Annotated in this window: 14 protein-coding genes and 1 pseudogene; 12 read left to right on the forward strand and 3 right to left on the reverse strand. The window is 37.6% G+C overall.

What is annotated here, in order from left to right; all coding sequences use genetic code 11:
• Positions 1-125 precede the first annotated feature (125 nt).
• The 12 genes from LBYS11_RS11025 to LBYS11_RS11080 all read left to right on the forward strand — a co-directional run bounded on the left by LBYS11_RS11025 (position 126) and on the right by LBYS11_RS11080 (position 13,716).
• Entirely contained in the window at positions 126-1,088 is a 963-nt protein-coding gene (locus LBYS11_RS11025; RefSeq protein WP_054550128.1) for a tyrosine recombinase XerC, read from the forward strand.
• A gap of 57 nt (positions 1,089-1,145) precedes the next feature.
• Positions 1,146-1,640 carry a DinB family protein gene (locus LBYS11_RS11030; protein WP_103118121.1) on the forward strand — a complete coding sequence of 165 codons (495 nt, stop codon included), beginning with the start codon at positions 1,146-1,148 and terminating at the stop codon, positions 1,638-1,640.
• A 161-nt stretch (positions 1,641-1,801) separates the two neighbouring features.
• Positions 1,802-1,951, forward strand: a complete 150-nt coding sequence (locus LBYS11_RS11035) for a hypothetical protein (RefSeq protein ID WP_004230023.1) — start codon at positions 1,802-1,804, stop codon at positions 1,949-1,951.
• A 214-nt stretch (positions 1,952-2,165) separates the two neighbouring features.
• Entirely contained in the window at positions 2,166-2,336 is a 171-nt protein-coding gene (locus LBYS11_RS11040; protein ID WP_048392829.1) for a hypothetical protein, read from the forward strand.
• A 391-nt stretch (positions 2,337-2,727) separates the two neighbouring features.
• Positions 2,728-4,446, forward strand: a complete 1,719-nt coding sequence (locus LBYS11_RS11045) for a putative bifunctional diguanylate cyclase/phosphodiesterase (RefSeq protein ID WP_103118122.1) — start codon at positions 2,728-2,730, stop codon at positions 4,444-4,446.
• Positions 4,447-4,814: 368 nt separating this feature from the next.
• Positions 4,815-6,251: a proline--tRNA ligase gene (gene proS / locus LBYS11_RS11050; protein WP_048392823.1), complete on the forward strand. Its 1,437-nt coding sequence runs from the start codon at positions 4,815-4,817 to the stop codon at positions 6,249-6,251.
• Positions 6,252-6,552: 301 nt separating this feature from the next.
• On the forward strand, positions 6,553-7,626 hold the full coding sequence (locus tag LBYS11_RS11055) for a hypothetical protein (protein ID WP_103118123.1): 1,074 nt from the start codon (positions 6,553-6,555) through the stop codon (positions 7,624-7,626).
• Positions 7,627-7,640: 14 nt separating this feature from the next.
• Complete coding sequence (locus tag LBYS11_RS11060) at positions 7,641-8,327, forward strand: Dph6-related ATP pyrophosphatase (RefSeq protein ID WP_054550131.1); 687 nt, start codon at positions 7,641-7,643, stop codon at positions 8,325-8,327.
• Between the two features lie 287 nt (positions 8,328-8,614).
• Positions 8,615-8,941: an ArsR/SmtB family transcription factor gene (locus LBYS11_RS11065; protein WP_048392816.1), complete on the forward strand. Its 327-nt coding sequence runs from the start codon at positions 8,615-8,617 to the stop codon at positions 8,939-8,941.
• Positions 8,938-9,348 carry an SRPBCC family protein gene (locus LBYS11_RS11070; protein ID WP_048392814.1) on the forward strand — a complete coding sequence of 137 codons (411 nt, stop codon included), beginning with the start codon at positions 8,938-8,940 and terminating at the stop codon, positions 9,346-9,348. Before LBYS11_RS11065 ends, LBYS11_RS11070 begins: the two co-directional genes overlap by 4 nt.
• A gap of 103 nt (positions 9,349-9,451) precedes the next feature.
• The gene (locus tag LBYS11_RS11075) at positions 9,452-12,622 is read left to right on the forward strand and encodes an ATP-binding cassette domain-containing protein (RefSeq protein ID WP_103118124.1); all 3,171 of its coding nucleotides are present in this window, start codon (positions 9,452-9,454) and stop codon (positions 12,620-12,622) included.
• A gap of 143 nt (positions 12,623-12,765) precedes the next feature.
• The gene (locus LBYS11_RS11080) at positions 12,766-13,716 is read left to right on the forward strand and encodes a nucleoside hydrolase (protein ID WP_048392810.1); all 951 of its coding nucleotides are present in this window, start codon (positions 12,766-12,768) and stop codon (positions 13,714-13,716) included.
• Here the strand turns inward: LBYS11_RS11080 and LBYS11_RS11085 are convergent, their stop codons facing one another.
• The 3 genes and pseudogenes from LBYS11_RS11085 to LBYS11_RS11095 form a co-directional block, all read right to left on the reverse strand.
• On the reverse strand, positions 13,717-14,841 hold the full coding sequence (locus LBYS11_RS11085) for a Ger(x)C family spore germination protein (protein WP_048392808.1): 1,125 nt from the start codon (positions 14,839-14,841) through the stop codon (positions 13,717-13,719).
• Positions 14,828-15,948, reverse strand: a pseudogene (locus LBYS11_RS24120) (GerAB/ArcD/ProY family transporter). The gene LBYS11_RS11085 and the pseudogene LBYS11_RS24120 overlap by 14 nt, the downstream one beginning before the upstream one ends.
• A 16-nt stretch (positions 15,949-15,964) precedes the next feature.
• On the reverse strand, positions 15,965-17,485 hold the full coding sequence (locus LBYS11_RS11095; RefSeq protein WP_103118125.1) for a spore germination protein: 1,521 nt from the start codon (positions 17,483-17,485) through the stop codon (positions 15,965-15,967).
• Positions 17,486-17,668: the final 183 nt, after the last annotated feature.

Here is a 17,668-nt window from a genome sequence, read left to right on the forward strand (position 1 = left end):
TATTACCTTCGAACAGAACATTTGTTCTGACGTGCGAAAAAGGGCATTTTTTTTCAATAAAGTTCCCAAATTTATATTTGGGAACGTTTTTTCATGGTAAAATAGAGCAAATAGAGGTGATGAGCATGCAAAAAACAAAACAACCAAAATTCATGAAGGATTTTCTTGTCTATTTAACAACCATCAAAGGAAAGTCTCAGCGCACAAGAAAAGAATATGAATATGACCTGACCTTATTTTTCCGCTTCCACAAAGCTGTCCAGGAGGATTTGGATATAGAGAATTTATCCGCCATTGATATTGGCACTATTACAATAGAAGAAATACGCGAAATGACATTAGAGGATCTTTATTTATTCATGGAATATTGCGAAGTACAGCGAGGCAATTCAGCTGCTGCACGAGCACGAAAAGTGGCCACATTAAAATCCTTTTTTAAATATTTAAAAGGCAAACGTCGACTTATCGAGGAAAATCCTGCAGATGAATTAGAGACACCAAAGATAGGCAGAAAACGACCTATTTATATGAACCTACAAGAAGCTACACAATTTATAGATGGGATTAAAAGCAATCAGGCATCCCCGAGAAATTATTGTATGATGATGTTTTTCTTAAATTTAGGAATACGTGTCACCGAGCTATGTCAGCTTAATAAGACATCCATTCAAGGACGTTATTTAACCGTAATTGGGAAGGGCAACAAAGAGCGCACAGTCTATTTAAATGATAGCTGTATGCAGGCACTTGCTGACTATGAAAACAGTGGGAAGACACCCTATAAAGGCGAAGGCGAGGAGCCCCTATTTGTGTCTCAGAAGGGAACACGCTTTACACGTCAAACCGTTGCCAAAATCGTTAAACGCATTAATCAGCAGTCAGGTCTTCAAAAAGAACGACTTACACCACACAAGCTACGCCATACATCCGCAACGATGATGTATAAAGCAGGGGCAGATATCCGTAGTTTGCAGCACATTTTAGGGCATTCTAGCGTCGCAACCACGCAAATTTATACACATATTGAAGATGAGCAGCTACAGCATGTTTTAGAGAATAATCCATTTAATATTGTTCGTGAAAGATGATTTTCCCCTCTCCATATCGAATATATAGTAGAAGACCTAATGAAAGGGGAGCCAAGGATGTCAAACGTCAAAGAACATCTCGATACCACAAGAACACAATTGCTTCAGGAAATTCACTTATTGGACGATACAACCTTTAATAAGAAACCAGATGAACAAAGCTGGAGTGTGGCACAAATCTGTCATCATCTCGTATTAGTAGAGGAAGCAACAAAGAAAGCCATTACATGGGGATTAAAGGCAGAGGAACAGTCAACACCCGCTCGAAAAAATGTTCATCTCATCTTAGATCGATCAAGAAAGTTCCAAGCACCGCCTATTGTAGAGCCAGCAGAAGAGCCTTTCACTGTTCAAGCGATGCTGGATTTACTAGCTACAACAAGAAAGAACCTCCTCGCCTTTTTGCAAACAATCGAGGAACCTGAAGCATTAGCTAAGCGCGCTGTGAAGCACCCAGCCTTAGGAGAATTACCACTCGACCAATGGATTGAAATGGTCTATATGCACGAGCAGCGTCATATCAAGCAATTACAAGAAATCGTTAGAGAATAACATGTATGAAAGGAATTTGGCACAGGAGAGGAGCTAAATTCCTTTTATTGTTATTCAATTTTTCTGTTATAATCTCTTGACGTGCTACATAATCTGTTATATATTAAATAAAAATAATAACAACTGTTATAAAACAGATTTAGTTAGAGGAGGAAATTTAAATGTCAAAGTATCGTGATGGTTATGAATTTTATTGTGAAATGTGTGAGCGCTATGGATTGGAGCCAATTTCTTTCCGTTACTATGTATTACAATTATCACAGCAACAACTTTCGGCTTACAATATGCAAGCAAAACAATTAGGAATTTAAAAGGAGTGATTATGACGGAAGCCGCCGTGAATATTTTATGAAAAGCCCAGCCATACTAAATAAAATGGTCTGGGCTTTCGTGATTTCAGCAAGAAATTTCAGATAATTCATTGACAAGTACAGTAGTCTGTTATATATTTTTAAACAAATAATATTTCTGTTATATAACAAAAAACTAGACGTAAAATAGGGTATGTGAAAGGAAGTTATGAGGATGACAGATTATCGAGAAGGTTATGAATTTTATCGTCAAGTATGTGAGGAGCATGGGCTAGAGCCTATTAATTTTCACTATTACATTTCAAGTTTATCCCAAGAGCAATTAGATGCCTACAACATGCAGGCGAAATCGATAGGGGGTTCAATAGAATATGAGGTCTCTTAACATTTAAAATGCCTTACTTCCTATGTGGGACAGTAAGGCATTTTACTTTAACAAAAATTTTACAAGACATTCAAACATATTATATAAAACTTTTATATTTTGTATTAAAAAGATAAATAGCCTAAATAAACTATTTAATATAGTTCAAAAGTATTGAATAACAATATATTTAGACAATTACAAGGAGGTTATATCCACTAATTTTTGTCTATTTTATTAAAAACTATCAAATGCAGCTTTGAATGTTTTTGAGATTTGGGTTGAATTAACTGCTTTTCTAAGACTATAATATAATTACATAAAAAAGGGCGATATACCACAACTTTATACCTCGCTGTAAGATAAAGCAAAAGTACCAAACCCTTCATATTTTAATGAATGGAGAATGAAAATGATGAATATCACGCCTAGTAGTGTTAATCAAATGAACTACAGTCTAAAAGAATTACAAGATATCTTTTCCGCCATGAATAGTTCCATCATTGTAGCGATTACAGATCGTACCGGAAAAATTACTTTTGTTAATGATCATTTTTGTAAAATTTCGAAGTATACGCGTGAAGAATTAGTTGGTCAAGATCACCGTTTACTAAATTCAGGCTTTCATCCCAAATCTTTCTTTAGAGAGATGTGGAAAACAATCGGTAATGGCGATATGTGGAATGGCGAGGTGTGCAATCGTGCAAAGGATGGCAGTTTATATTGGGTGAAAACAACGATTTTTCCGTTCCTAGATGAACGAGGAAAGCCTTATCAATATATTGCCATTCGCGTAGATATTACAGCGCAAAAGGACATTAAAAAAATTACTCATATTGCCTATCACGATGAACTAACAGGGCTACCAAATCGTCGCAAATTAGAACAGCGTTTAGAAAATGAATTTCATCAATCTCGACGTACAGGAGAGAAGTTTGCGTTATTTTTCATTGATGTGAATCGTTTCAAACACATTAACGACGGACTTGGTCATATTATTGGCGATATGTTTTTAGTGGAAATGTCCAATCGTCTGCGCAATATTGATCATACTTCGAATTCTTTTTATCGCCACAATAGCGATGAATTTGTCATGATTCTAAATGATGTCAATCGCATTGAGGAAATGGCTAAGGAAATTATTGGCGTCTTCAATGAAAGCTTTATTGTCGATACCTATGAATTTTATGCGAGTATTAGTATCGGCATCAGTGTATTCCCAGATCATGCAAACTCTGTGGAAGAATTATTGAAAAATGCGGATATTGCTATGTATGCTGCAAAATCTACACGAGGTAATCAATATCGACTATATCGTGATAATATGGACGAGGCCAATGATAAATGGCTTTTGCTGGAAACGAAATTACATCAAGCATTAAAGCAAGATCGTCTAAAATTACATTATCAGCCTAAGATCGACTTAAAAACGGATTCTGTTATTGGTATGGAGGCATTGCTACGCTGGTATGACCCTGAATTAGGTCATATTCCGCCAGATCGTTTTATTCCATTTGCAGAGGATTGTGGATTGATTAATGATATTGGTGTATGGGTTTTACGTAAAGCCTGTGCTCAAGCTCGTCAGTGGAATGAATTACATGATTTATCATTGCGGGTAGCTGTAAATATTTCACCAATTCATATTAGTACAGGTGGCTTTGTAGATATGGTGCGTAGTGTCATTGCAGAAACAGGCATTGACCCTAATTTATTAGAAATTGAAATTACCGAGATGAGTATGCTTGATTATACGGAAGATTTAATTGATACTATCAAGCAATTACGAGAACTAGGTATAACTATTTCATTAGATGATTTCGGGACAGGCTATTCATCGTTAAATTATTTAAAAAAATTCCCAGTGGATGTACTTAAAATTGATCGTGCCTTTGTCCGTGATATCGTACCTGAGAAGTCTGGAATCGCTATGATTTCAGCCATGATTTCATTAGCACATGCCTTAAATCTCCAAGTAGTAGCTGAAGGTGTAGAGGAGGAAGCTGAATTAAATGTTCTGCGTGAGCATGGATGTGAGTATGTGCAGGGCTATTATTTTAGTAAGCCTTTATCTGTAGAAGATTTTACGAATCTCATTGTTAATACTGTCACAAATAAATCCAGTTATTAATTGCTATTCCTGAATGATTTTGCTAAAGTGGGATAAAGTAAAACTGTTAACATGATAAACCATTTGATGATGTGGCCAAGTAAGTAAGAATTGTGAAACAGAAAATATAGCACCTGCTGAGAGCTATATCACCGCTTCTTGACTGAACACCTACCACGGAGATGTTATGCAAACATAACCGAGTCGTTTTCGTTACCAAACGTGAGAGGGCTTTATAATCTACGTAAAGCTAAATCAAGGTGGTACCACGTCATTCCAGCACAAAGACGTCCTTATTCAGAGGACAGCTTTGTGCTTTTTTTCTTGCTTCAGCTAAATCTTTATACGGGTTGAACAAGTATTCATTTAACAAAATTGGAGGAGAAAACATGTCAAAACAACTAGAAGATTTTTCGAAATGGTATATCGAGACCATCCAAAAAGCCGATTTAATGGATTATACACCTGTTCGAGGCTGTATCGCCTTTAAGCCAGACGGCTATGAAATTTGGGAGCATATTCAGGAGGAAATGGATCGTCGCTTTAAAGAGACAGGACATCGTAATGCCTATTTCCCAATGCTTATCCCTGAATCCTTCTTTCAAAAGGAAAAGGATCATATCGAAGGTTTCTCACCTGAGCTTCCTTGGGTAACCGAGGCAGCAGGGGAACAATTAGAAGAACGGCTAGCCCTTCGTCCAACATCTGAGACGATGATTGGTCATCTTTACTCTAATTGGATTAAAAGCTACCGTGACCTACCAGTGCTAATCAACCAATGGGCAAATGTCTTCCGTTGGGAAAAGAAAACACTGCCTTTTATCCGGACATCAGAATTTTTATGGCAAGAAGGGCATACAGCGCACGTGGATGAAGCAGATGCTCGGCAGGAAACAATGCAAATGCTAGACATTTATAAAGAAGTAGTAGAACAGGTGCTAGCAATTCCTGTCTATGATGGACAAAAAACACCTTCTGAACGTTTCGCAGGGGCTGTCGATACGTACTCTATTGAGGCAATGATGAAAAATGGCAAGGCTGTGCAAGCAGGAACATCGCATTATTTAGGAACAAAATTTGCTGAAGCCTTTAATATCAAGTATTTAAATAAAGCGAACCAGCACGAATACGTACACACAACATCTTGGGGTACATCTACACGCTTAATTGGTTCAGTTATTATGGTGCATGGTGATGAGCAGGGACTTGTTTTACCTCCACGCATCGCACCAACGCAAGTCGTTTTAATTCCAGTAGGACCATGGAAAAAGAACCCTCAAATCATGGAGCATTTAGATGAGATTTTTGCAGCCTTAAAAGCGAAGGGTATTCGAGTACGTTTGGATGATTCAGACCAATCGCCAGGCTATAAGTTCAATGAATGGGAGCTAAAGGGCGTGCCTGTGCGTGTTGAATTAGGGCCACGTGACCTAGAAAACAAGCAAGCTTTACTGAAAGCGCGTGATGAAGAAGAAAAACGAACTGTTGATTTAGCTACAATCATTACAGCTATTGAAGAAGAATTAACAACCATGCAAACGCGCTTATTAGAAAAAGCTCGTCAATTCCGTGAAGCAAATGCTCACACAACAATTGACACACTTCCACAATTACAGCAGCACATTGACACAGCAAAAGACAATGGCACAATTCCAGGCTGGGTGCTTGCTGGCTGGTGTGGCGAGGATGCATGTGAGGAAAAAGTAAAGGAAGAAACGAAATACACATCTCGCAATATTCCTTTTAATCCACCAACAACGAAAACCACATGTATTGGCTGTGGAAACGAAGCCAAACATACAGTTTGGTTTGCACAAGCGTATTAATTAACAAAGCATGAACAGAACGCCCGAACAATTATGAAGCACACTAGGTTGTTTTATAATTTAGTTCGGGCTTTTGATGTTCTGCTAAAAAGACTTTATTTCCATTTAGATAGTCAAAATTCTCACTCTTGTTTCTCCATGGCTCCTCCAGATAACCTCCAAATAGGCATTGATCCAACGAGCTGTCTTAATCACTCATAATGGTGTTCCACCTTAGCATCTATCGCCAAGTTCTCATCATGATTGTGATAAAATAAAGGGACGTTCGCTTCTGAAAAATCCTAAAGAAATGGGGATATGAATGACAGTATTACAAGAAGTATTTGATCACTACCTAAATATCAAGTTTAATCGGGGTTTACCAGCTGTTCAAATGAATGACTTTGAATATGTTTTATTAGAAGATACTAGCGCAGAGCTCTTTTTTATTGATCACGAACAGGGGACATTTTTGGAATGGGCAGAGGCATTTCAACCGCAAAACCCTCATTATGTTCAAAAGCCAGACTGGCAGCCTATGCTTACATCTTGCTTCAAGCAGCTAGATGTTTATGATGAGCAAGTTTGCTATTATTTGCTCTACACAATAAATGCAACGACTAGAATAATTCCACGGAACCCGTATAACAAAATGAATGATTTTATGAAAAACTATTGCTTCTTTCAACTTGCTCAATTAGAGCATGTCACGATACTCAGCAAAGAGCAGAAACAACAGTTAAAGGACTTTTTATACTTTTTCTATCTGTATAGCCATCCAGTGAACGAGGAAACACTTTATGCTTTTTCGTTCAAAGAAGGAACTTTAATTCATGCTAAAACGAATATCAATATGGAGCAATATTTTTCTCATTATCATGATTATATTTGTCAGCATAAGCATGACAGAGCATTATTAACACCACATGAGATAAATGCTTGCAAGAAGCTGACAATCGAACTTTTGAGAAGCATCGAAGGAAAATCAAAAAGACTCGTTATGCCTTTTGAAGATGGCATAGAGTACCTACATCTAATTAATAATGTAGATGATTTTTTACATATGTTTAATCAAAATAATAAGGCATTCTATCAATTGCTTCATAGCTTTCTATTCGATCATCAATCGAATCCTTATCGTGAGCATTGCTTTAGTATGCTATTACAGAATTATGTCACTTATATTTTGACTTTTCACTTTGATGACCTTATTCAGTTAATAGCGTATTTCCATGACTTACCATCAATATGTAGGAGGATTATCAATAAAATTTTTGTCGATACCATCTTTATGCAAAAGATATTGAAAGAGGCCAATATTAACCTTAATAATTATCCAATGATTATAGAGTTTTTTGACGAGGATGCTAGAAGCATATATCTTGATGAACAGTAAAAGGAGACAAGGAAATGACCAACACAACAGGCTGGAAACAGAATGCACAAAATCGCACATTTATTGCTTCATTTAGTGGTGGCAAGGATAGTGTTTTAGCTTTATATAAAGCATCACAGGTGGGCCAAGCAATGGGTCTCATAGTGATGCTAGAGGAAGAAGGGAAACGTTCAAGGTCCCACGGGATGCCACCTGCGCTTATCCAGGCACAAGCTGACTCTATTGGGCTGCCAGTCTATACTGCTGCAGCAAGCTGGGCGGATTATGAAGAAGTATTTGTAGATTTATTAGTAAATGCAAAGCAACAGGGAGCTGAAGTATTAGTAACAGGAGACTTAGATATGCCTGCACATGGCTGCTGGCACGATAAAGTCACTAAAAAGGTAGGTTTAAAGCTAGGCATGCCATTGTGGGAGATGAACCATCGTGAGGCTGTCGATGAATTTATTCACTTAGGATTTATTACAATGATTGTCACGGTCAACCTATCCTTGGGCATGACGGAGGACGATTTAGGGCGAGTGCTTACCCCTGAATATGTTAAGGAGCTTGAAGCCCGTAGCATTGACCCATGCGGAGAAGGCGGCGAATTCCATACGACCGTCATTGATGGCCCTCTATTCAAGCAGTCAATTGCGGTGCGTAAAGGTTCCGTTATAAGAGATGGAGACTACGCCTTTTTACCCTTAGAGCTAGCATAAATTCACATCAGAAAACCTTTATTGGGATGCGCAATTCATGTCAATAAAGGTTTTTCTTTTAAGGCGTATTGTTATTCTGTTACGTGACTCCATAACAACTGAAGTTAACAAATGAATAATTACCCGAAAGTACATAGGCTCCTCCTCTGTACTTTTTGTATTTCAGCTAGTTTTCCTTGTAGGTATAGAACTCCTACCACTTTGACCAAAATAGTATTTGACTAGACACTATTTGGTGTCATATAATTAAGACACCAATCAGTGTCCTATTAGAAAGGGTGGTGGTTTTGAATAACAATCATCAAGAGCGTGACGTTTATGTAGCCATTGCTGACCCAACAAGACGAAAGTTGATCCGTTTATTGGCAGAGGTAGATGAGTTACCGCTTCACGAATTAACCGCTCAATTTGATATGGGGCGTACTGCTGTCTCGAAACATTTAGCCATTCTAAAAGATGCAGGCCTTGTTCTTGCACGCAAGGAAGGTAGGGAGACGAGATATCGATTGAATGCAGCTCCATTGAAAGAAATACAAGATTGGGTATCGTTTTATGAAGGTTTTTGGAAAGAAAGAATCGCGAAATTACATCTATTATTGGAGGAAAAAAAATGAAACCAGATGTATCATTAGATTTTAAATTTACAAGTTCCATCGAACAAGTATGGCATGCTTTAACAGACTCAGATACACTAGCAAAATGGATCTGGAACAATGACTTCCAACCAATCGTAGGACATAAATTCCAATTCCGTGCTGAACCAAATGAATGGTGGGACGGTATTGTAGACTGTGAGGTACTGGAAGTGGAAGAGCCTCACAAATTATCTTATACTTGGACAAGTGCTGGCGAAACAACAACAGTTACATGGACATTAACACAGGTAGCAGATGGTACGACTCAGCTTCATCTTGATCAAGGTGGCTTCAGCGAAGAAACAAAGGCACGTCAAGGTGCAATCGAGGGAGCAAAATATGCTTGGACAAATATGAGTGCACAGCTTGAAAAAGTATTAGCGTAGTATAAATTAAATAACAGCAAGAAGAGCGCAATTCCGTAGCAAGAATTGTGTTCTTTCATGTTCAGTCTCATCTTTTAATTTTCTTAAATGGAAGGATAACTAAATGAAAATTAATGAACTAATTGCCAATAATATTAACCGTCTAGATGTCGTTTTATCCGACGATCAATCTTTAGCCATAGCAGGTTTGTCTGGTTCAGGGAAGACGACATTTTGTCAAACGATTGGAGAAGAATCCAAAAAACGTCTTGTTTCTTTATTGCCAAAGGCTGAATATCAATATTTGTTTCCAAACATTATGGAAACGAACTTCAGTGCCATCAAAATGGAGGACATGCCCCTTGTACTTTTTCTAGGAAAATCCTCAATCTCTAGCAATCCACGTTCCACAATTGGTACACATACAGGTGTTTTTAAAGAAATTCGTAATCGACTGGCAGATGAGTTTCAGCTATCGCCAGAGATGTTTTCCTTTAACAATGCGTTAGGCTGGTGTCCTGCATGTAAGGGGCGAGGCACGACAAAAAATGTAGAATGTAAAAAATGTTTGGGTAAGCGCTATAGTCCAGAAGTGGAGCAGTATAAAATCACTTTATGGAATGAACTCTATAGTATTTCTGATATTCATCATTTAAGTATAGAGGCCATCTATTCCTTATCAAAAGAATTAAATATCAGTGAAGAAAAACAGCATATTCTGCATAATATTATGCAAATGAATATTGGCTACTTAACCTTAAATCGTATTATGGGGACTTTATCAGGTGGAGAATTAACAAGGCTGTACTTAGCAGAATTCATGGCAACAAGCGAAAACACCGTGATTATTGTTGATGAAATTTCTGTGGGTCTGGACCATAACACCTTACTAAAAATTTTAGAGCAAATACAACAGCTAGGCGCTAAAAACCAAATTTGGTTGATTGATCATTCTGATACTGTGTTAGACACGGCAGACGAGCATCTATTCTTTGGACCAGGTAGTGGAAAATACGGAGGAAAAATCGTTGAAGAATCTCCACGACCAAAGCCTATCTATTGGGAACGAAATCCAGCAGCACCAACATCCTATTATCAATTCCGCGATTTATATTGCCGTAATATCCAAATGGATGCGATAGACATTCCACAAAATCGACTTGTTACCTTTACAGGAGAGTCTGGTTGTGGGAAATCAACGCTTGTTAATGAGTGTATTGCTAAAGATTTTATCAAACGCTATCCCAAGAATAAACTTGTGATGGTTGGGCAAGATCGTAACCAATCCATTACGAGTCGTTCCACTGTCGCGACATTCCTTGATATTAAAAAGAAACTAACAAAATATAGTGAGGACATTGATGATATTTTCCAGCGCTCGATTGAAGATATAATCAACGAACTACCTAATGAGGATATCGCACATAAACGCTTAAGCTTATTGATTAAGCTTGGACTAGGCTACTTAACGCTTGAGAGAAAAACGCAATCTCTATCGACTGGTGAATTCCAATGTGTGCATCTAGTTTCAGAGTTATTTGCCAACGCTCGTAATCCCCATACATTATTTATTTTTGATGAGCCTTCTAAAGGGCTATCTCAGAACATTTTAAACCAATTCATCGATAGTGTCAGGGACATCCTAGAGGATGAATCTATCTCCATCATCATGATTGAGCATAATGCCTATATGCTGGAAAGCTCTGATTTTGTTGTTGACTTCGGTAAAAGACAGCAGGAGCCTGTAACACATCTAAATGTAGTTAGCCATGAAGATTATTTTAATCAGGATAATCATTCCATGGGTTCAACTCCATTACAAATCACATCTACACTCGCATTAAGGCAGGGCATTCAATACTTAGAAGACAACCATATTAGCTATTTCAAAAATGCGGAAAATATATATAAGGGTGGCATCTTAAAAAGCTTATCTTCCATGGCTCGTCTGATTTACGGTGAATATGAATCGAACAAAATTGCCCCAGTTGTTGCCATTGATTTGGAAAGACATTTATATAGCCAATATAGCTTCCTGTATGAAATAGGTGGCCTAATCAATCATATTGTGGCTGCTCATCCAACAAATAAGGATACGAGAAGCTTCGATTTTTATAGCCAAGAAAATCATTGCCCTAGCTGCTCTGGTCGATTGGAAATTGAAAAATTCGATTTTGATCTTGTGGTACAAGACAAAAACGTGCCATTTTGGGACGGCCTATTACATCCCGATATAATGGAGGTTTTAAAATACTATCAACATTCTAAATTAGAATTTCTCTTTGAGCAGATTAAAATTGAGCTGGGTCAGGACATTAGTAAAAGCTATCATGATATGACTGAGGAAGAAAAGCATACATTTTTATATGGTTATTGGGACAAGTCCTTTTATGATAAGGCAACGAAATCCTCGAAAAAGTGGGAGGGCTTTAATTTTATCATTGGTCGTTATATCGTGATTTCAAAATCCATTATTAAAGAGCAAATGAAGGAAACAAGAGAAATGGTACCATGCCCAATTTGTCATGGGACTGTGCTCAACCACCAAAAGAAATTACGATTTGGGGACACAGATATTCGTGACTTAATTCGCCAGCCGCTTGATGAAGTCATCAACATTGTAGGCAACTTACCACAACTAGAAAAAATCAAAGCCATCGTGGGCGGAGACATGTCACTGCTACAGGATGTTTCCTTATTGCCAAGGGAAACACAGGTATCCCTAAAAATGCTGGAATTAGAGCTAGCAAGCTTTGTCGGCTATGAAATCGTACTACAAAATGCTTTTCCTTTTTGGGCCAAAATCAAAGATAATCTAGAGCGCATCAGCCATAAAAATCAAGTGACCATCTGTGATTTTGCCAATATACAGGAGACAAGAGAAACCATCATCGATCAATATTTTACGAATGGTAAATATAAAAAACTAACATATGTATATGAAGCATTTGGCTACAAGAAAATCGTAACCCAAATCAATAAAGTCAAAGCCAGTCATTCCTGTCCATTCTGTAAAGGGAAAAAGGTGCTCTCTGAAGATGGACTGCATGATGGAGTCCATAAATTAACCGTGCCCTGTGTAAGCTGTGGCGCAAGTGGCATTAATGAGGAGGGACGCCAGCAAATCGTTGATGGCATTGATGTGGAAACATGGCTAACTGGTACTGTAAGCGATGTTGTTACAGAGGGCTCCCATCTTGAGGCCGTTGCCAATATTCCTATTTTTAATCGTATACGCCAATTGAATAAGCAGGAAATGATGGCAGTCTATCAGTTCCTTCAATCAAATCACTAAATCATCAAACCCATGTGCTTCGGCATATGGGTTTCTTTCGTTGGACTAGAATTACTCATCATTTTTCCACAAAAATTCATAATTCGTGTCATCTTTGATTACTATAAAGATAACAGTAATGGTAGTAAAAGGGAGGACATGGTTTGGTAAAAAAAGTGCTGTTATTCGGGGATATTGGTATTGATGATACGGTGGCATTGATCTATGCACGGCTTAATCAAGAAATAGAAATTGTGGGACTCGTTGCAGATTATGGCAATGTATCGCGAGAGGATGCGGTATCCAATATTTATTATGTCATGAAATTGTTCGACTTCCCTCAAGGTATTCCTGTGATCTTAGGAGCAGAAGTACCCTTAACAGGAGAGCAGCCGACCTATTACCCAGAAATTCATGGTGAACGAGGTCTTGGACCCATCATCCCAAATGATAATCACGAATTAAAAATTGAGAACTTTTTTGAAATCGTCAACATTATTGAAAGGTATAAGCATGATGAGCTAATTATTGTTAATATTGGGCGATTAACCTCACTAGCCACGATGCTTATCCTTTATAAAGAGCTTATGAAAAATATCAAGGAATTTTATATTATGGGTGGAGCATTTTGGGTGCCAGGTAATGTAACGACAGTGGCTGAAGCGAATTTCCATGGTGATCCCTTTGCCGTTAATATTGTGCTTACCTATGCAACGAATGTGACAATCATCCCTTTAAATGCGACACAAAAGGCCATTGTCACACCTGGGATGGTGGACTATATTGACTCCTTTGGCAAAACAAAAATTCTAAAGCCCTTAATGGAATACTATACACGTTTTTATAAAGAACGGGACCCCTCACTTCTAGGAAGTCCCGTGCATGATGCGTTAACACTAATGGCAGTCATTTATCCTGACATGTTTATTTATGAGTCCTATCCTGTAACCGTTGTCGACAAGTTAGAAGGACCTGCAAGGGGGCAAAGTATTGCCGAGACAAGACCTTATGAAAATAATAATGGCGAAAAAAAGCATCGTATTGCCTTTGATATTCATTATGAACATTTTTTCCAAAACTTTTTATCGGTTATGACAGGGCAACCATTTCACTAGTTATTCAAAAACACCATCCCTTAAAATTGTAAAATCAACATGGACATTTACCTTCATGTCTTTATATATTTTTTGCCATTTATCCTTTGTTAGCTTAGAATGTCTTACTTCGCTTCGATATTTCTCACCAAAGCCAAAGATATCAGACTCAACTTCCTGACTATGAGCAATCACTCTACGTATTTCCTTTGATAATTTTTTCTCGATTGCTTTTTCCAGTGCCGCCACACTTTTGGGGTCCCCTTGATTGATGTCAGGGTACACCTCTAATACTCTTGATTTGATTTTGACGTTCAGGTCAAATGTTGGCGTATCCGCATCAACTAACTTCATTTCTCGTTTCGACTGGATTGCATCAAAGGCTACCGTTATTTTATTGGCAGGCTTTTGAAGAATTTCGGAAGGTACATCTTCGTTTTCCAGAACGGTTTCATATAAACCTACTTTAAAGGTATCTCTGACAATCTTTACGTAAAAGCTATCTTTTGCTGGAAGGGTGCTGACCATTTTGCTGCCTTTAAAAAGAGCTATCCCACTTAATTCCACCAGCTCGTCATCTCTTTTAATAATAGGCATGGCAAATTCTTTTCCAGATGAATAGAAATCATGGGCAATTTGATGAAGTGTAGAGGAAATCATGTATTCCTGCTTGACATTTTGTTCAATTAACCTAAAAATATGCTGCCCAATATCCTCAATATTTTGATATTCGTATTTCAGTAATGTTTCTGTTTCACCTTCCACAATAGCCATAAAGATTCCATTGCTGACACTAGCATTTTCTAGGTTTGTATCAATATAATAGCGAAGGTCTTTTTTTGCCAATTCCTCTCCAAATAGGATGACTCTCATTTGACCAACCATGATTTTTTTCGAAAGCTTACGATTGGCTTCCATCCGATTTCCTTTACTCGTATCGTTTTCTGTAGACAGAACTTCCACATTGCTTTGAAATTCGGGATTTACTTCACGAATAACAGCTGTTGTCTTTATTTTATCCTCTGTTCCTACATCATAGCCGACTAAAGTAGTTAATCCAACTTTATCCAAAATATTGGTTTGTGCACATCCATATAAAAAAACAAAGGATAGAAGAATCATCCATCTTCCTCTAAGTTTGTTCATTCTTTTTCACCTTCTTTGATGTGAAGTTCTTCTTTAGTCGTGCTATTGGCCAAAGTAAAATAGGGTAGACAAAGATTACGTAAAAAGCAATCTGTCCAAACACCGTGTTAATTGTATTAATCTGTGTCCGTGTTTGAACCAATAATGTTCCAATTAAAACGATGAATGAAAAGAGCCAAACAAATGTCTTTTCACTTATCGGGAATAAACGAATTGCTCCGCGGTACGCAGCCCATAAGTATAGACATAGATTCGGTAAAATGATTAGCATCCAAAAACAAACAGCTACAAATTCAAAGCGTTCCATAAAGGGGAAGCTAATAAAACTAAATAATGTCAAGGTTGCCCATATCGTTTTCAATAGCTTGCCCTCACTGTAATAAGCAATGGACACCAGCATCACGGCTAAATAGATGATGGTTGTAGCTAATAGTCCTAAATGAACAGGTTTTCTGATTTTTTCTTGTCTTTTACAAAGGGGTAAATCACGTTTAGAATTTCAAAGCCGATAATCGTAAAGGTCATTGATTGTGCCCCTTTTAAAATGGAGCGAATATCATTTTCTAAAATAGGGAGAAGACTTTCTACTGTAGCGTATTTCATCGGAAATGCTAGCATTGGGAAAATCCATAAGGAGAGAATGATACTAAAAAAAGACACGCCTACAATGACACGAAGCCCTCCCGTTAAGGCATAAATAATAATAATTAATAAAGTTGCGGACAGGAACCAGGCCTCGATGCTAGGAAAAATCCATGCTTGTATAACTTCAATATAATTTCGTAAAACAGAAAAGAACGCTACGGAGCAATAGATGACATAAATTGCATTTAAAAAATTGCCAATCCATTTGCCAAAAATATCAATTTGAATTCCGTAAAGATCATCAGAGCCGTAAATTTCTAACGTTTTAATCATACAAAACGTAACAAGATGTGTGGCAATCCCAGCCAGTAGAACAGAAATCCATGCATCCTGTCTAGCATCCTGATAGATAATGCGTTGAAATCCCTGTATACCAACCCCAATTTGAGCACCGTGTACCACAAAAAAAAGCAAATAAGCATTAATCATATCTTTAGGGCTAAGTTGTATAGGTTTTGCCATTTATTTCACCTTCAGTTCAACTTTTATCAGGTTTCACTGGCTCTGGCACAAATTTATGTTCATCCTTTGGTCTTGTCAAAGCAGGTCTTTTTGATGTTAATGGGACAGGCATTCTAATAATACTATCCCGCATTTCCTTCAACCTCGGTGGATAGAAGGGAGACATATACGGAGCACCCAAGCTTGACTGACGTAACAAATGAATCAGAATAAAACAAAAAGCCAACATGATACCATAAAAACCCCAAAATCCTGCAAGTATAATAATAGGGAAGCGAATAAGACGAATCACATTGCCCATCATATAACTTGGCGACGTAAAAGAGGCTAGAGCACTTAACGCAATGATAATCAGCAATATATTACTGGTAATCCCTGCCTGTACAGCTGCTGTTCCAATAACGATACCACCAACGATACCGATTGTTTGTCCAATTTTAGTTGGTAATCTGGCTCCTGCTTCTCTCAGTAGTTCAATAATAAATTCCAGCAGCAAAGCCTCAAATATGGGCGGGAAAGGAACTAAAGCCCTTGATTCACTTAATGGTACGAGAAAGGCTTGTGGAATCACTTCATAATGAAAGGTAAGAGCTGCCACATAAAATGGTGTTAAATAAACAGATAAAAAGAAGGCAGCCAGTCGTAATAAACGAAGAAAAGTAGCAATTTGCCACCTTAGATTTTGATCTTCTTGACTTTGAAAAAACTCAGTAAATCCTTGAGGGGAAACTATTGCCATTGAACTACCATCTACGAGAACCCCAATTTTCCCATCTAAAATGCCATCACAAAATCTGTCAGGTCTTTCCGTCAAAAGCATTTGTGGAAAGACAGATAGTGAATTATCATCAATCATTTCAGCTAATACGGCACTATCGATAAGCTCATCGATATAAAGATCTGTGATTCGTTGACGCATTGTTTGAACCATTTGATCATTGGCAATGCCACGCATATATAAAAGAGAAACAGAGGTACTTGTCCGTGTACCAATTTTTACTTTTTCATTACAAAGATTAGGACTCACTATGTAGCGACGAATCAAGGAAATGTTGGTAGATAGACTCTCATTAAATCCAACCTGTGTACCAATTACCTGCGATTCATTTTCAGGCGCTGACAATGCTCTAGACTCTCTGCTAGCGATATTGGCTAAAATAGTCTGCGGGAAGCCACCTATGTGAATCACAACATGACCATTGACCATCAATTCTACTGTTTCCCTTAATAGACTGGATTGACTGACTTCTGCAATAGAAAGGGCCATCACAATTGCCTCGGGTGTATCGTGAGGCTTGCTCTGTAAATTAGCAATAATATCATTATTTAAAGTCTGATCATCAATCAGATTATCGATGTAAATAAGGGTGACGTTTGGTGGAAGAGATTTAATGATTAAATCGGCTGGATGATTCGTTGCATTTTTAATGGATTGAATAAAATGATCTGTGGCATGTGCAACTCTCACAAGATTTTCTTTAGGCGCCTCTTGAACTGGTTGTTGTTGTTGTTTGGTGAAAGGTAGTTTAAATTTCATAGTAAATGGTAAGCTCCCTTCATTGCTAACTCGTTTATAGAATAGGCTTTAAAGGGGTATTCTATACTTATTTCATTTATTTCATCATGTAGACATATCTAACAAATAACGGTAATATAATAGTATTCTTAAAATCAGAAGGGAGATTAGCTTTTTTATGCTAAAACTAATTATCGCAAATTA

It is taken from the genome of Lysinibacillus sp. YS11, from assembly GCF_002896375.1.
GTDB lineage: Bacteria > Bacillota > Bacilli > Bacillales_A > Planococcaceae > Lysinibacillus > Lysinibacillus capsici.

Excerpts from the sequence above, each read along its gene's own strand:
- LBYS11_RS11075 (WP_103118124.1), top strand. The coding sequence starts at position 9,452 with ATGAAAATTAATGAACTAATTGCCAATAATATTAACCGTCTAGATGTC.
- proS (WP_048392823.1), top strand. The coding sequence starts at position 4,815 with ATGTCAAAACAACTAGAAGATTTTTCGAAATGGTATATCGAGACCATC.
- LBYS11_RS11040 (WP_048392829.1), top strand. The coding sequence starts at position 2,166 with ATGACAGATTATCGAGAAGGTTATGAATTTTATCGTCAAGTATGTGAG.
- LBYS11_RS11035 (WP_004230023.1), top strand. The coding sequence starts at position 1,802 with ATGTCAAAGTATCGTGATGGTTATGAATTTTATTGTGAAATGTGTGAG.
- LBYS11_RS11095 (WP_103118125.1), bottom strand. The coding sequence starts at position 17,485 with ATGAAATTTAAACTACCTTTCACCAAACAACAACAACAACCAGTTCAA.
- LBYS11_RS11070 (WP_048392814.1), top strand. The coding sequence starts at position 8,938 with ATGAAACCAGATGTATCATTAGATTTTAAATTTACAAGTTCCATCGAA.
- LBYS11_RS11085 (WP_048392808.1), bottom strand. The coding sequence starts at position 14,841 with ATGAACAAACTTAGAGGAAGATGGATGATTCTTCTATCCTTTGTTTTT.
- LBYS11_RS11045 (WP_103118122.1), top strand. The coding sequence starts at position 2,728 with ATGATGAATATCACGCCTAGTAGTGTTAATCAAATGAACTACAGTCTA.
- LBYS11_RS11030 (WP_103118121.1), top strand. The coding sequence starts at position 1,146 with ATGTCAAACGTCAAAGAACATCTCGATACCACAAGAACACAATTGCTT.
- LBYS11_RS11055 (WP_103118123.1), top strand. The coding sequence starts at position 6,553 with ATGACAGTATTACAAGAAGTATTTGATCACTACCTAAATATCAAGTTT.
- LBYS11_RS11025 (WP_054550128.1), top strand. The coding sequence starts at position 126 with ATGCAAAAAACAAAACAACCAAAATTCATGAAGGATTTTCTTGTCTAT.
- LBYS11_RS11060 (WP_054550131.1), top strand. The coding sequence starts at position 7,641 with ATGACCAACACAACAGGCTGGAAACAGAATGCACAAAATCGCACATTT.